This is a genomic window from Streptomyces lusitanus, from assembly GCF_042647945.1.
In the GTDB taxonomy this organism is placed as follows: Bacteria; Actinomycetota; Actinomycetes; order Streptomycetales; family Streptomycetaceae; genus Streptomyces; species Streptomyces pseudogriseolus.
This window is the reverse complement of the sequence record NZ_JBHRWL010000002.1, coordinates 23,546-38,940: the sequence shown is the minus strand read 5'-3', so window position 1 is coordinate 38,940 and position 15,395 is coordinate 23,546. Positions and strand designations below refer to the sequence as shown.

Sequence of the window (15,395 nt, the reverse complement as noted above, 5' to 3'; positions counted from 1 at the left end):
CCCGGACCCCACGCAGGGCGCTTACCCGCTCTGTTCCCCGTTCACATACACGCGCGGGACGCGGCTGCCGATCCGGGTGACGATCTCGTACGCGATGGTCCCGGACGCCTGCGCCCAGTCCTCCGCGGTGGGCTCACCCCGGTCACCGGGCCCGAACAGGACCGCCTCAGCTCCCGGACCGGGCTCGTCACCCCCCAGATCCACCACGAACTGGTCCATCGCGACCCGCCCCGCGACGGTCCGCCACTTCCCCTCGACCATGACGGGCCCCGCGGACGAGGCGTGCCGCGGGATGCCGTCGGCGTACCCGAGCGGCACCAGCCCGAGGGTGGTGGCCCCGGGGGTCACGTAGTGGTGGCCGTAACTGACCCCGTGCCCGCCCGGCACGTTCTTCACCAGCGCCAGCGACGCCGTCAGGGTCATCGCGGGCCGCAGCCCCAGCTCCGTCGGCGTGCCGATCGCGGGGCTGGGCGAGACGCCGTACATCGCGATGCCGGGCCGCACGAGGTCGAAGTGGCTCTCCTCCAGCGTCAGGGTCGCGGGCGAGTTGGCGATGTGCCGCACCTCGGGCTCCACGCCCCGCGCCTCGGCGTACGCCACCATCTCCCGGAACGTGACCAGCTGAGCGGCGATCGAGGGATGCCCGGGCTCGTCGGCGCAGGCGAAGTGCGACCACAGCCCGGTGACCTTCAGCAGCCCCTCGGCCTCGGCGCGCCGCGCGCCCGCGACCAGCTCGGCCCAGTCCCCGGGCTGGCAGCCGCCGCGCCCGAGCCCGGTGTCCGCCTTGAGCTGCACCCGCGCGGGGCGGCCGGCCAGCCGGGCGGCCGAGGTGACCTCGTCCAGCGCCCACAGCCCGCTCACCGAGACGTCGACGTCGGCTTCGATCGCCTCACGCCAGGGCCCGCCGGGCGTCCACAGCCAGCACATGACCCGGACGCCGTCCGGCACCCCGGACCCCGGCGCCCGCAGGGCCAGCGCCTCCTGCGGAGTGGCGGTGCCCAGCCAGGTCGCACCGGCCGCCACGGCCGCACGGGCGCAGGGGGCCGCGCCGTGCCCGTATCCGTCGGCCTTGACGACGGCCATCAGGGCGGCGCGGGGGGCGCGCTCACGCAGCGTGCGGACGTTGGCCCGCACGGCGGCCAGATCGATCACAGCGCGGGCTCGGAGCTGGGCGCCGTGCGGGTCAGCTGTCTCTTTCATCCCGGACAGTCTCTCAGAGCGCGTGCACGTCTCTTCCGCACGGGGCGTTTGCACTCCGTGCGGTTTCCCTCCGGGGGCCGGATGGGGAGGGGTCTGTCTCGAAGCACCGTTTGTGCAGGTCACCCTCGGGGTGGCTGCACGCACGGCGCTTCTTGTGCACCCGGCGTGGGTGCGGGGCGGGTGGGTTGCACCGCCGGTGCCCAGTAGGTACCGCGCGCGGGTGCTGGCCGGGGGTGTCGGCGCACCTCGGCGCCAACGAGGTGCCGCCGCGCCCACCCGTGCCGCCCTAGGCGGCACGAATGCCCGCGCTGGGCGGCAGCCTGCCGCCGCCCCGCCACCGGTGTCGGTGTTGTCGCCCGCGGCGGGGAGGGGTCGGGGTGGGGGTGGGCGCCCGCAGCGGCTGGCGCGTCCGCGCCCTTCCCGTACGAACAAGGTCAATCGCGCCAGACCGAGGACGTCCACCCCCGCCGCGGCCCCGCACCACCCACCCCCCGTAGGCGCTACGCGCACCCCCACCGCACCGCAACCCTGCGCCGCAGGCACCCGCACCTCAGCCCCGCACCACGCTCCGCCAAGCCTCCGGAATCCGCCCCGCGACATCCTCCGCACTCACCGGCGCCCCCTCCGCCGCGAACCGCCCCGCCAGCCCGTGCAGATACGCCGCCACACTCCCCGCGTCCACCGCCGACAACCCCGCCGCCAGCAACGACCCCCCGAGCCCCGACAGCACATCTCCGCTCCCCGCCGTGGCCAGCCACGGCGTCCCCGTCGGGTTCACCCGCACCGCACCCCCACCCCCCGCCTCCGCCACCACGGTCGTGGACCCCTTCAACAGCACCCCCGCCCCGTACCGCCCCGCCAGCTCCCGCGCAGCCGCCAGCCGCCCCGCCTCCACCACCTCCCGCTCGACCTCCAGCAACGCCGCCGCCTCCCCCGCATGCGGAGTCATCAGCGTCGGCACCCCCCGAGCCCCCCTCCCCCGCACCGCACCGACCTCCGCCAACCGCAACCCGTCCGCATCGATCAGCACCGGCACGTCCGCCGCCAGCACCTCCCCCACGGTCGCCGCGTCGTCCCCCGCCCCCGGCCCGACGACCCACGCCTGCACCCGCCCCGCCCGCGCCGGCCCCCGCTCCGACACCAGCGTCTCGGGATGCCGGGCCAGCACCGCACCGCCCGCCGGCCCCACGTACCGCACGGCCCCCGCCCCGCCCCGCAAGGCACCGGCCACCGCCAGCACCGCGGCCCCCGGATACCGCGCGGACCCGGCCGCGATCCCCACGACCCCCCGCCGGTACTTGTCACTCTCCGCAGCCGGCACCGGCAACAACCGCGCCACATCCGCATGCTGAAGCGCCTCCACCTGAGCCGCCCCCGCCCCAGCCCTTACCCCAGCCCCAGCCCCAGCCCCAGCCCCACCCGCCGGCCCCAACTCCAGCCCGATGTCGACGAACCGCACCACCCCCGCGTACTCCCGGGCCGGATCGATCAACAAACCCGGCTTGTACGCCCCGAAGGTGACCGTGACGTCCGCCCGCACGGCGGCCCCCCGCACCTCCCCCGTGTCCGCGTCGACCCCGCTCGGCAGATCGACGGCGACGACGGCCCCCCGCCCCCGCCGGGCCGCCTCCGCCAACGGCACCGCTTCCTCCCGCAGCCCGCCCTTCCCTCCGATCCCCACGATCCCGTCCACGACGAGATCGGCCTGCTCGACAAGCCGTACGCCCGACGCCCCCGCCTCGACCACGGAACCCCCCGCCCGCCGCAACGCGGCCAGCCCGCCCGCATGAACCCGCCCCGGCGCCAACAGGACGGCCCGCACCCCGGCCCCCCGCCGAGCCAGCCGCGCCCCGGCGTACAGGGCGTCACCCCCGTTGTCCCCGCTCCCCACCAGCAGCACCACCCTGCTGCCGTACACCCGCCCCAGCACATCCGCGCAGGCCGCGGCGAGCCCGGCGGCGGCGCGCTGCATCAGCGCCCCCTCCGGCAACCGCGCCATCAGTTCCCGCTCCGCCGCCCTGACCGTCTCCACGCTGTAAGCAGTCCGCATACCCCTGAGTTTCCCCCCAAGTGCCGTTCCCTGCCTGCCCCTCCCGGACCTCTTGACTCGGCCCACCACCCTTGCCACACTCCGCGCCCCCACCGAATGAATCGATTCACTCGAACGGGTTCGACAACCCGACAAGGCCCCCCGAAGGACTCCCTGAAGGACCCCCCATGCGACGCAGAGCCGCGTTACTCACCGCAGCAGCAACGGCCCTCCTCACGGCAACGGCCACCCTCACCACCACCACCCCCACCCCCGCCCGCGCAGTGACAGCCGCGGCCTGCGGCGAGGGCACCTACCACGCCGAAGCCGTCCGCTCCGGCTCCACCTGGACCGCGCGCCGAGGCAGCAGCACGGTCTACACAGGCACCGACATGCGCGCGGCCGTCCAGGCGGCGATCGGCGCCCTCACGGCGAACCGCACCAGCAAGGAACGCGTCGTGGTCCGCGGCTCCGGCACCGTCTCCGCCGGCTCCCGCATCTCCCTCCCCAGCTACACGGTCCTCGACGTCTGCGGCACGATCGACGTCACCGGCACCGGCTCGGGCGACCAGGCGCCGGTCTACTCACGGGGCACGCGCGACATCGAGGTCCAGCACCTCAACGTCACCGGCGCCCCGCTCTACGGCATCTTCCTGCGCAACGTGCAGAACGTGGTCCTGGGCCAGATCGACATGCGCCTCTCCTCCGGCCTCGGCGTCCGCATCGACAACCGCGGCGACACCAGCCAGTGGACGCGCAACGTGCGCATCGACAACGTCCACGTCTCCGGCGCGTCCAGCCACGCGGTGGAGACGTACGGCGTGGACGGCCTGACCGTCGGCACGGTGACCGCCCGCAACGTCGGCGAGTCGGGCCTGCTGCTCAACCAGACGATCAACGCCACGGTCACGAAGGTGGACGCGGAGAACGCCGGCGCCGGCACCGGCTACGCCGCGTTCCGCATGGCCAACCGCAACGGCCGGATCGGCAGCGGCTACCCCACGAACATCCGCGTCGGCGAGGTGATCGCGCGCGGCGGCGGACGCGGCGTGTTCTGCGTCTCGGAGAGCGGAGGAGCGACGATCGACAGGATCACGCTCTCCGACACCGGCAACAACGCGATCCTGATCGAGAACTGCTCCAACGTGAACCTCGCGGCGCAGAGCGGCACGGTCACCGGCGGCGGCGAGATCCGCCTGGCGGCCCGCTCGGAGTTCCCGAACAACAGGGACATCACCATCCAGAACCTCACGGTGACGAACTCGTCCCTCCGCGAAAGCCCCTGCGGCGAGAACACGACGTTCCGCAACAACCGCCTGGTGAACAGCACACAGTCGATCTGCTAGCCGCACACAACACAGCGGGGTGCGGCACCCAAAGGCACCGCACCCCGCAAAGCGAGCCTCAGCCCGTCAGTTGGTGCACAGCATCCCGGCCCGCAGCCGCTTGAGAGTCCGCGACAGCAGTCGCGACACATGCATCTGCGAGCACCCCAGCCGCTCCCCGATCTCCGCCTGCGTCAGCTCCTCCACGAACCGCCAGTGGACGATCTTCCGCTCCCGCTCGTCCAGCTCGGCGATCATCGGGGCGAGGGCGTGGAAGTCCTCGACCAGACCCAGCGCCGCGTCCTCGGCGCCGATGAAGTCGGCGAGCACGGACTCCCCGTCCGGCTCGCTGCCGATCGCGGCGTCCAGCGACGCGGAGTTGTAGCCGTTGGCGGCCAGCCGGGCCTCGTTGACCTCGGCCTCGGTGAGGCTCATCAGGGTCGCCAGCTCGGCGGTGGTGGGCGTACGGCCCAGCCGGCTGCGCAGTTCCTCGGTGGCGCGGGCGAGCTGCACCCGGGCCTCCTGGAGCCGGCGCGGCACGTGCACGGACCACGAGGTGTCACGGAAGAAACGCTTGATCTCGCCGACGATGTAGGGGATCGCGAAGGAGGTGAACTCGACCTCGCGGGAGAGCTCGAACCGGTCGATGGCCTTGATCAGACCGATCATGCCGACCTGGACGATGTCCTCCATCTCCTCCGGGCCGCGGCTGCGGAACCGGCCGGCCGCGTAGCGGACAAGGGACATGTTCATCTCGATCAGCGTGTTGCGCGCGTACTGGTACTCGTGGGTACCTTCCTCCAGCTCCGTCAGCCGACGGAAGAACTGCCTGGACAGTTCACGCGCGTCCTGCGGCGCGACCTGGCCGGGATTCGCGACCTCCGGCAGCTCGGTCACGCTCTGCGCCTGGTCCGTCCGTGCCATTGTCGACGTCACAGTGAAGCCCTCCCTCATTCGTGCCCCCGCTCCGATACCGGCTCCCTGCCTGTACCCCCACTTCTGGGTTACACGCACGTGCCTCAAAAAAACTTTTCCGCGGAGCGCGAAGGCTCACCCCTCCGCGATCACGACCGCCGAGGCGACCCCCGCGTCGTGGCTCAGCGACACGTGCCAGGAGCGCACGCCCAGCTCCTCCGCCCGGGCGGCGACGGTCCCCTTGACCCGCAGCCGCGGCTGCCCGCTGTCCTCGCACCACACCTCGGCGTCGGTCCAGTACAGCCCCGCGGGCGCACCGAGCGCCTTGGCCAGGGCCTCCTTGGCGGCGAACCGCGCCGCCAGGGAGGCGATGCCGCGCCGCTCCCCGCTGGGCAGCAGCAGCTCGCTCTCCACGAAGAGCCGCCGCGCCAGCCCGGGCGTGCGTTCCAGCGACGCGGCGAACCGCTCGATCTCGGCGACGTCGATCCCGACTCCGATGATGCTCATGCGGGCACCTTAGATCGACGTCCCCGGCCACCCCGCTACCCACGCCTCATCCCCCACCTCACTCCACGGTCACCGACTTGGCGAGGTTGCGCGGCTGGTCGACCTCGTTGCCGCGGGCGGTGGCCAGCTCGCAGGCGAACACCTGCAACGGCACGGTCGCCACCAGAGGCTGGAGCAGCGTCGGCGTGACGGGAACGCGGATCAGATGATCGGCGTACGGGACGACCGCGTCGTCCCCCTCCTCCGCGACCACGATGGTCCGGGCGCCCCGTGCCCGGATCTCCTGGATGTTGGACACGATCTTGTCGTGCAGCACGGACCGCCCGCGCGGCGACGGCACGACGACGACCACCGGCAGGTCGTCCTCGATCAGCGCGATCGGCCCGTGCTTCAGCTCGCCCGCCGCGAAGCCCTCCGCGTGCATGTAGGCGAGCTCCTTCAGCTTCAGCGCGCCCTCCAGGGCGACCGGGTAGCCGACGTGCCGCCCCAGGAAGAGCACGGTGTTCTTCCCGGCCAGCGAGCGGGCGAGCTCCCGTACCGGCTCCATGGTCTCCAGGACCCGTTCGACGGCCCCGGAGATCGAGGCGAGGTCGCGGACCACGGCGCGGATCTCGTCGGCGTACTTGGTGCCGCGCACCTGCCCGAGATAGAGGGCGACCAGATAGCAGGCGACCAGCTGCGTCAGGAAGGCCTTGGTGGACGCGACGGCGACCTCGGGGCCGGCGTGCGTGTAGAGGACGGCGTCCGACTCGCGCGGAATCGTCGAACCGTTCGTGTTGCAGATGGCCAGCACCTTGGCGCCCTGCTCCCGCGCGTGCCGCAGCGCCATCAGCGTGTCCATGGTCTCGCCGGACTGGGAGACGGCGACGACGAGGGTCTGCTGGTCGAGGATCGGATCGCGGTAGCGGAACTCGCTCGCCAGCTCCACCTCGCACGGCACGCGCGTCCAGTGCTCGATGGCGTACTTGGCGATGAGCCCGGCGTGGAAGGCCGTGCCGCAGGCGACGATGACCACCTTGTCGACCTCGCGCAGCACGTTCGCCGGGATGCGCACCTCGTCCAGCGTCAGCGAGCCCGCCCCGTCGATCCGCCCGAGCAGCGTGTCGGCGACCGCCTTGGGCTGCTCGGCGATCTCCTTGAGCATGAAGTAGTCGTAGCCGCCCTTCTCGGCGGCGGAGGCGTCCCAGTCGACGTGGTACTCGCGGACGTCGGCCGGCGCCCCGTCGAAGTCCGTCACCGTCACCGTGTCCCGGCGCAGCTCGACCACCTGGTCCTGCCCCAGCTCGATGGCCTCACGGGTGTGCGTGATGAAGGCGGCGACGTCGGAGGCGAGGAACGACTCGCCCTCACCGACGCCCACCACCAGCGGTGAGTTGCGGCGCGCGCCGACGACCACGTCGGGCTCGTCGGCGTGCACGGCGACGAGCGTGAAGGCGCCCTCCAGCCGCCGGCACACCAGGCGCATGGCCTCGGCGAGGTCGGCGCAGGCGGAGTACTCCTCGGCGAGCAGATGGGCGACGACCTCGGTGTCGGTCTCGGAGGCCAGTTCGTGCCCGCGCTCGGTCAACTCCTCGCGCAGGGCGGCGAAGTTCTCGATGATGCCGTTGTGGACGACGGCGACCCGGCCCGCGTTGTCCAGGTGCGGGTGGGCGTTGGCGTCGGTCGGACCGCCGTGCGTGGCCCACCGGGTGTGCCCGATGCCGGTCGACCCGGCGGGCAGGGGCCGTTCGCTCAGCTCCTTCTCCAGGTTGACCAGCTTCCCGGCCCTCTTCGCCGTGGCCAGTCCGCCGTCGGCCTGCACGGCGACGCCCGCCGAGTCGTAGCCCCGGTACTCCAGTCGCTTCAGTCCGGCCGTCACGACGTCAAGCGCCGACTGCGGCCCCACGTAACCCACGATTCCGCACATGCCGGGCAGCCTACGGTCCGTCAGCCGCCGAAAACGGACTCCGCGTGCCCGAAATCGGAAATTCCCACCGGTGCGCGAGGCACCGGTGGGACAGATTCCGCGTCAGCCGAGCTTGCCGACCTGGGCGGCGACGACGTCGGCCGGCACCTCGAAGTCCTTGCCGGTGGCCATGGACGCGAGGTTCACCGCGCTGAAGGTGACCACGGTGGCGCCCTTGCGCACGACGACGATCTTGGCGGGCGCCTTGACGCCCTCGTCGGCGGCGACGGTCAGCGTGACGGCGGCGCCCTCGTCGCCACCCTCGGGCGCGTCGGTCGTGGCGACCTTCTCGACGTTCATCGGCTCACCGACGACGGTGGCCTTGAACCCGCCCGCGCACTTCTCGGCCGCGGCGACGAGCCCCTTCACGGCCTGCTCGGCGCCGTCACCCTCGTACGAGGCGAGATTGATGAGCATCTTCTCCAGATCCAGCGCGGCCACCAGGGCGTCCTCGGGCTTGGTGTCCGCGGACGGCTTCACCGGCTCACCGGTCCAGGACCGCTTCACGGACGCGGCCGGCTCGCCCTGCGCCACGCCGGCCTGGGCGTGCGCCAGCGGCAGACAGGCGGCGTCCTCCGTCTCCACCTTCTCGTCGGCGATGTCGTCCGCCGCGGGGAGCTTGGTGGCGACCTTGCCGCTCTTGACGTCCGACTGCGCGAGGGCGGCCTTCTCCAGCTCGGCGGCGGTGAGCGCCTTCGCCGGGGCGGCGGCGGAGGTGGTGGAGGCGGGCTTGCCCTTGCCCTCGTCGCCCTTGTCCTGGTCGTCGCCGGAGCCGCCGCAGGCGGTGACGAGCAGGGCCAGCGTGGCGGCGGAGGCGGCGAGCGCGGTACGACGGACGGAGCTGGTTCTCACGGTGGAACTCTTTCTCGAAGGTGCGGAGGGTCCGCATCATGTGCGCGCACTGTAAACACAGCCACTTCACAGTTGATCACCGGGTCCCGCATCCCGGCGTGACACAGCCCACCCGCCACCCCGTTCAAACTCCGTTAACAATGGACTGTGATCTCTCCGGTCTCCCCGATGCCCCGGAGCGCCCACCGGCAGCGGCCGGAGGCGACTCCCTACATGGACCTCACCCGCGCCGAGTGGAGCGCGCTGCGCGACAAGACTCCGCTGCCCCTGTCGGCGGCGGAGGTCGAACAGCTGCGCGGCCTGGGCGACGTCATCGACCTCGACGAGGTACGAGACATCTACCTGCCGCTCTCCCGCCTCCTCAACCTCTACGTCGGCGCCACCGACGGCCTGCGGGGCGCGCTCAACACGTTCCTCGGCGAGAAGGGCTCCCAGTCGGGCACGCCCTTCGTCATAGGGGTCGCCGGCTCCGTCGCCGTCGGCAAGTCCACCGTGGCCCGGCTGCTCCAAGCCCTGCTCTCCCGCTGGCCCGAGCACCCCCGCGTGGAACTCGTCACGACGGACGGCTTCCTCCTGCCCACGAAGGAACTCCAGGCACGCGGCCTGATGTCGCGGAAAGGTTTCCCCGAGTCCTACGACCGGCGCGCGCTGACCCGCTTCGTCGCGGACATCAAAGCCGGCAAGGCAGAAGTCTCCGCCCCGGTCTACTCCCACCTGATCTACGACATCGTCCCGGACGAGAAACTCACGGTGCGGCGGCCGGACATCCTGATCGTCGAGGGCCTGAACGTCCTCCAGCCGGCCCTTCCCGGCAAGGACGGCCGCACCCGCGTCGGCCTCGCCGACTACTTCGACTTCAGCGTGTACGTCGATGCCCGCACCGAGGACATCGAGCAGTGGTACCTGAACCGCTTCCGCAAGCTGCGCCGGACGGCGTTCCAGGACCCGTCCTCGTACTTCCGCACGTACACGCAGGTCTCCGAGGAGGAGGCGCTGGACTACGCCCGCACGATGTGGCGGACCATCAACAAGCCGAACCTCGTCGAGAACATCGCCCCCACCCGCGGCCGGGCGACCCTGATCCTCCGCAAGGGCCCGGACCACAAGGTCCAGCGGCTGAGCCTCCGCAAACTCTGATCATGGCTAACCTTCCGCCATGCTGCACCTGCGCCTGATCACACCGCCCGGACAAACCGAGGACGCGGTCCGACTGATCGAGAAGACGGTCGGAACGGCCCACCTGTGCGTGCTGACGGGCGCCGCCCGCGACCCCGCCGGGGACGTCATCCTCTGCGACGTGGCCCGCGAGTCCGCCGACGACCTCCTGAGCGGCCTGAAGAACCTCAACCTGGACACGACCGGCTCCATCGCCGTGGAGAACGTCGACCTGTCCCTCTCGGACCGCGCGGACCGGGCCGAGAAGGAAGCACCCGGCGAAGGCGCGGACGCGGTGCTCTGGGAGCAGCTCACCGAAGCGACCCACGAGGAGTCGACCCTCTCGGTCACCTACCTGGCGTTCCTCACCCTGGCCACCATGATCGCGGCATGCGGCGTGGTGCTGGACAACGCGATCCTGATCGTGGGGGCGATGGCGGTAGGCCCGGAGTTCGGCCCCTTGGCCGGCATCTCCACAGCAGCGGTCCAACGCAAACCACGCCTGGCACTCCGCTCGCTGAACGCCCTCCTGGTGGGCTTCGCCGCGGCGATAGTGCTCACCGTGCTCTTCAGCCTCTTCATGGACGCGGTAGGCCTGTTCACCCAGCGACAACTCGAAGGCGAACGCCCCCAGACCGGCTTCGTCTACGCCCCCGACTGGTTCTCGTTCGTCGTGGCGGTGTTGGCCGGCGCAGCAGGCACCCTCTCCCTCACGTCCGCGAAGTCAGGAGCGCTCGTAGGAGTCGCCATCTCCGTAACGACAGTCCCCGCCGCAGCAAACGCAGCCGTAGCCCTGAGCTACGGCGACACAACCCAGACCTGGGGATCGACCGAGCAACTCCTGCTCAACCTCCTGGGCATCACCCTGGCGGGAACGCTGACCCTGCTGACCCAGAAGCACCTGTGGCGCAAGCAGCACGCGCGCCTACGACGCCGGCGCGGCACCACGTCGGTGTAGCCGCGTACAGCGGGGAGGGGACGGGGTGGGGGTGGTCGCCCGCAGCGGCCGGCGCGTCCGCGCCCTCCCTTGTCAGGCGACTCGATCGCGCCGGACCGAGGACGACCACCCCCACCGCGGCCCCGCACCACGCACCCCCGGTAGGCGCTACGGCGACCCCCACCGATGCGCAACCCTGCGCCGCAGGCATCCGACCGCACCCCCACCGGAGGGAACCCTGCGCCGCAGGCACCCGCACCTCAGCCCAACGCCGACTTCACCGCATCCGCGAGCCGCCCCGCCACCGACCGAGCCTGATCGATGTCGGCCGCCTCGACCATGACCCGCACCAGCGGCTCCGTCCCGGAGGGACGCAACAGCACCCGCCCGGTCTCCCCGAGCTCCCGCTCGGCCTCACCCACCGCCGTGGCCAGCTCCGCCGACGTCTTCACCCGGGACTTGTCCACATCAGGGACATTGATCAGCACCTGCGGCAGCCGCTCCATCACGGAAGCCAGCTCCCGCAGCGTCCGCCCACTCTCGGCAACCCGCGCCGCCAGCAGCAACCCCGTCAGCGTCCCGTCCCCCGTCGTCGCGTGGTCGAGAACGATCACGTGCCCGGACTGCTCGCCGCCCAAGGCGAACCCGTGCTGCTTCATCTCCTCCAGCACGTACCGGTCCCCCACCGCCGTCTGGACGAGCCGGATCCCCTCCCGCTCCATGGCGAGCTTGAACCCGAGGTTCGACATCACCGTCGCGACGACCGCGTCGGACCGCAGCGCCCCCCGCTCCCGCATGGCCAGCGCCAGCACCGCGAGGATCTGGTCCCCGTCGACCTCCTCCCCGGTGTGGTCGACGGCGAGACACCGGTCGGCGTCCCCGTCGTGCGCGATCCCCAGCGCGGCCCCGTGCTCGACGACAGCGGCCTTCAGCAGCGCGAGGTGCGTCGACCCGCACCCGTCGTTGATGTTCAGCCCGTCCGGCTCGGCCCCGATGGTCACGACCTCGGCCCCGGCCCGCCGGAACGCTTCCGGCGACACCTGCGACGCCGCCCCGTGCGCCTCGTCCAGCACGATCTTCAGCCCGTCGAGCCGGTTCGGCAGCACGCCCACGAGGTGGGCGACATACGTGTCGAGCCCCTCCTCGTAGTCCCGCACGCGCCCGACGCCGGCCCCGGTGGGCCGGTCCCACGGCGCACCGGTCCGGTGCTCCTCGTAGACCGCCTCGATCCGGTCCTCCAGCTCGTCGGCGAGCTTGTGCCCCCCGCGGGCGAAGAACTTGATGCCGTTGTCGGGCATGGCGTTGTGGCTGGCGGAGAGCATCACGCCGAGGTCGGCGCCGAGCGCCCCCGTGAGGTGGGCGACGGCCGGCGTCGGCAGCACGCCGACCCGCAGGACATCCACGCCCGCGCTGGCGAGCCCGGCGACCACGGCGGCCTCCAGGAACTCCCCGGACGCGCGCGGGTCACGCCCGACGACGGCGGTGGGCCGGTGCCCTTCGAACGTGCCCGCCTCGGCCAGTACGTGCGCTGCGGCGACGGACAGGCCGAGGGCCATCTCCGCCGTGAGATCCGCGTTGGCGACACCGCGCACGCCGTCCGTGCCGAAGAGTCGTCCCACTTGTCCTCCTGAGGATGCGTCAGTACCGACAGCCCTCCAGGGCCCCGCCACCTAGGTCCCGCCGAGGCGTTGGACCGGCCCGTACGGCCGACGGCTGTGCCACTGACAAAGCTGAGCTCTTGATATTTCGACGGTCGCGAACCAACCGCGGCTCCCGGCGTCCAGCACCCGGTCCCCGGTCCGGCACCCGGCGCCTCCCGCAACGGGAACGCCACCGGCCGTACACCACGGCGTCACCGCCCGACCATCCGATCACATTAGCGTTTGAGCGCCTTGTGCCGTTATACGCCCACGCCAGTGAATAAACGAACGCCCCGGCAGCACGTTGGCGTGCCGCCGGGGCGTTCGGAGTACGCGCGAGCGCCTGCGATGTACGCGCGAGCGCCCTGCGATTAGCGCTTGCTGTACTGCGGAGCCTTGCGGGCCTTCTTCAGACCGGCCTTCTTCCGCTCGACCGCACGGTCGTCGCGGCGCAGGAAGCCGGCCTTCTTCAGCGGACCGCGGTTGTTGTCGACGTCCGCCTCGTTCAGCGCGCGGGCGACACCGAGACGGAGCGCACCGGCCTGACCGGAGACACCGCCACCCGCGATGCGGGCGATGACGTCGTAGCGGCCCTCGAGCTCGAGCACCTTGAAGGGCTCGTTCACTTCCTGCTGGTGCACCTTGTTCGGGAAGTAGTCCTCGAGGGTGCGACCGTTGATCTTCCACTTGCCGGTGCCCGGGACGATCCGGACGCGGGCGATGGCGTTCTTGCGACGGCCCAGGCCGGCGGCCGGCTGGGGCTCGCCGAAGCGGGACGCCATGGACTCCGAGGTGTACTCGCCCTCGACGGGCGCCTCGGACTCGGTGGTGTAGCTGTCGATGTCAAGCTCTTCGAGCGGCTGCTCGGCAGTGGTCTCGGCCACGATGCTCCTCAGATTCTTTTCGGTCTTAGGGGGTGGCCGGACTTACTGCGCGACCTGGGTGATCTCGAACGGCACCGGCTGCTGGGCGCCGTGCGGGTGCTGGTCGCCCGAGTAGACCTTCAGCTTCGAGAGCATCTGACGGCCCAGGGTGTTCTTGGGGAGCATGCCCTTGACGGCCTTCTCGATGGCCTTCTCGGGGTTCTTGGCAAGCAGCTCGTCGTAGCGGACGGAACGCAGACCGCCCGGGTAGCCCGAGTGGCGGTACGCCATCTTCTGGGTCCGCTTGTTGCCGGAGAGGTGCACCTTGTCGGCGTTGATGATGATGACGAAGTCACCGGTGTCGACGTGAGGGGCGTAGATGGGCTTGTGCTTGCCGCGCAGGATGGAGGCGGCAGTGGAGGCCAGACGGCCCAGGACGACGTCCTGAGCGTCGATGACGTGCCACTGGCGCGTCACATCGCCGGGCTTGGGGCTGTACGTACGCACGGTTCGTAGCCTTCGCTTCTTCAGTGAATGGTCCTGACAAGGTCACCGAAGACGATCACGACAGCCCTGACCGCACAGCGGTGACGCAAACCGCGTGCTGGTCGCTGGTCATCGGCCCGGTGGACCGGTGTAAGGGCCCCTCACGTGAGAATGAGTAAGCCACTACACACAACGAACATGCAGGATATACGCGCTCGGCCGGACGGGTCAAAACGAGCCCGCCGCCCGTGGGCGCACCCCATTTTACGACCGCACGGCACCCCCCGTGGCCGCACGCCACCCGTCCGCCGCCCGACCAGCCCCTTCCCCGTCCCCCGCGCCCCGGGCGCCCCGCACGGCGTGGTACGCCACCGACCCCGCCAGCAGGCACAGCGAGGCGGCGTCCCGGAACGCCCGCCGCTTCCCCGACTCCAGCCACGGCCAGGTCACCCCCGGCAGCTGCGGCACCAGCGCCAGCCAGAACCCCGGCCGCCGGGTCACCGACCCCGCGTACGGCAGTCCGGCGAGCAGCAGCGGCAGCACGACCAGCAGGTAGTGGTTGTAGGAGGGCCGCGACACCAGGAACGCGGACAGCATCAGCCCGGCGGAGGTCTCCGCCAGCCGCAGCGGCTCGGGTCCAGGACCCCGCCACCGCCGGTACGCGCACCCCACCCCGACCGCCGCGGCGGCCACGGCCAGCGCCTGGGCCAGAGCCTGCGGCACGCCGAGCCGGGGCAGCACCGCCGCGGGACCCGCCTCGTACAGGCGCAGGAAGGCGTCGTCGGCGGTGAACAGAAAGGGGAGCGTCCGGGTGAGGAACCCGGTGGGGTCCGGCAGGAAGAACGCGGCCACGACCGACGAGACCGCCGGCACCAGCACCACCAGGGCGAGCGCCCCCCACCGGCGGGCGAAGAGGAACAGCAGCGCCATCGGCGCGAGCAGCGGCTTCAGCGCCACCGCCACCCCGATCACCGCGCCCGCCGCGACCCACCGCCCCCGGCTCGCCAGCAGCAGGCACAGCGGCAGCGCCAGCACGGCCGTCACCGTCCAGTTGCCCAGCCGCACCAGCTGGGCGAACGGCGCGAACCCGGCCGCGAGCCCGATCAGCCCGAGCACGGCGAGCCTGCTGTGCAGCGGCACCCGGTGCGTCAGCAGCGCGCACACCCAGCCCCCCATGAGCGCGAGGACGACCGCCACCGGCACCAGGACGTCCAGCACGGACCGCGGCAGCAGCGCCTGCGGGGCGGCCGCGACGACCGCGCTCGGGAAATAGAGGAAGTGCGCGTCGTCGTACGGCGATCCGCCGTCCAGCCAGGTGCGCGCCGCGTCCACGACGATGCCGTTGTCCATGCCTCCGTCCGAGGTCACCAGCACCGTATGGGTCGTCAGAGCGGCCATGACCGCCACGAGTCCGGCCCACCAGCCGAGGCCCGCGGGACGCACCAACCACCCGGAGATGTCGCTTTTGCCCGTCGCCATGGGCGCAACGCTAGGGCCTCGCGCGCCCGTTGAGGCGGACCAGCACACCCCTTGCCCCGTCT

At 71.7% G+C, this 15,395-nt stretch carries 13 protein-coding genes; 3 read left to right on the top strand and 10 right to left on the bottom strand.

Going from position 1 to position 15,395, the window contains the following annotated elements; translation table 11 throughout:
* Positions 1-21 precede the first annotated feature (21 nt).
* On the bottom strand, positions 22-1,200 hold the full coding sequence (gene alr, locus ACFOSY_RS01640; protein ID WP_394304910.1) for an alanine racemase: 1,179 nt from the start codon (positions 1,198-1,200) through the stop codon (positions 22-24).
* A 550-nt stretch (positions 1,201-1,750) separates the two neighbouring features.
* Positions 1,751-3,250 carry an NAD(P)H-hydrate dehydratase gene (locus ACFOSY_RS01635; protein WP_394304909.1) on the bottom strand — a complete coding sequence of 500 codons (1,500 nt, stop codon included), beginning with the start codon at positions 3,248-3,250 and terminating at the stop codon, positions 1,751-1,753.
* Positions 3,251-3,417: 167 nt separating this feature from the next.
* Here ACFOSY_RS01635 and ACFOSY_RS01630 point away from each other — a divergent pair, with 167 nt between their 5' ends.
* Positions 3,418-4,575, top strand: a complete 1,158-nt coding sequence (locus ACFOSY_RS01630) for a hypothetical protein (RefSeq protein WP_394304908.1) — start codon at positions 3,418-3,420, stop codon at positions 4,573-4,575.
* A gap of 66 nt (positions 4,576-4,641) precedes the next feature.
* Here ACFOSY_RS01630 and ACFOSY_RS01625 read toward each other — a convergent pair whose 3' ends face one another.
* The 4 genes from ACFOSY_RS01625 to ACFOSY_RS01610 form a co-directional block, all read right to left on the bottom strand.
* Complete coding sequence (locus ACFOSY_RS01625) at positions 4,642-5,478, bottom strand: RNA polymerase sigma factor SigF (protein WP_167744995.1); 837 nt, start codon at positions 5,476-5,478, stop codon at positions 4,642-4,644.
* 126 nt (positions 5,479-5,604) lie between these two features.
* The gene (locus ACFOSY_RS01620) at positions 5,605-5,976 is read right to left on the bottom strand and encodes a holo-ACP synthase (RefSeq protein ID WP_006130755.1); all 372 of its coding nucleotides are present in this window, start codon (positions 5,974-5,976) and stop codon (positions 5,605-5,607) included.
* Positions 5,977-6,034: 58 nt separating this feature from the next.
* Complete coding sequence (gene glmS / locus ACFOSY_RS01615) at positions 6,035-7,882, bottom strand: glutamine--fructose-6-phosphate transaminase (isomerizing) (protein ID WP_394304907.1); 1,848 nt, start codon at positions 7,880-7,882, stop codon at positions 6,035-6,037.
* 102 nt (positions 7,883-7,984) lie between these two features.
* Complete coding sequence (locus tag ACFOSY_RS01610) at positions 7,985-8,773, bottom strand: hypothetical protein (protein WP_394304906.1); 789 nt, start codon at positions 8,771-8,773, stop codon at positions 7,985-7,987.
* A 168-nt stretch (positions 8,774-8,941) separates the two neighbouring features.
* Between ACFOSY_RS01610 and coaA the strand changes: the two genes are divergently transcribed.
* A complete protein-coding gene (coaA, locus tag ACFOSY_RS01605) occupies positions 8,942-9,910 on the top strand; it encodes a type I pantothenate kinase (protein ID WP_394304905.1) in 969 nt (322 codons plus the stop codon).
* Between the two features lie 19 nt (positions 9,911-9,929).
* Positions 9,930-10,886, top strand: a complete 957-nt coding sequence (locus tag ACFOSY_RS01600) for a DUF389 domain-containing protein (RefSeq protein ID WP_394304904.1) — start codon at positions 9,930-9,932, stop codon at positions 10,884-10,886.
* Between the two features lie 239 nt (positions 10,887-11,125).
* Here the strand turns inward: ACFOSY_RS01600 and glmM are convergent, their stop codons facing one another.
* From glmM to ACFOSY_RS01580, 4 genes are all read right to left on the bottom strand, one after another.
* Positions 11,126-12,484, bottom strand: a complete 1,359-nt coding sequence (glmM, locus tag ACFOSY_RS01595; protein ID WP_394304903.1) for a phosphoglucosamine mutase — start codon at positions 12,482-12,484, stop codon at positions 11,126-11,128.
* A gap of 392 nt (positions 12,485-12,876) precedes the next feature.
* Positions 12,877-13,389 carry a 30S ribosomal protein S9 gene (gene rpsI, locus ACFOSY_RS01590; protein WP_006130761.1) on the bottom strand — a complete coding sequence of 171 codons (513 nt, stop codon included), beginning with the start codon at positions 13,387-13,389 and terminating at the stop codon, positions 12,877-12,879.
* 42 nt (positions 13,390-13,431) lie between these two features.
* Positions 13,432-13,875, bottom strand: coding sequence for a 50S ribosomal protein L13 (rplM, locus tag ACFOSY_RS01585; RefSeq protein WP_006130762.1), 444 nt, complete (start codon positions 13,873-13,875; stop codon positions 13,432-13,434).
* 243 nt (positions 13,876-14,118) lie between these two features.
* A complete protein-coding gene (locus tag ACFOSY_RS01580; protein WP_394304902.1) occupies positions 14,119-15,333 on the bottom strand; it encodes a glycosyltransferase family 87 protein in 1,215 nt (404 codons plus the stop codon).
* Positions 15,334-15,395: the final 62 nt, after the last annotated feature.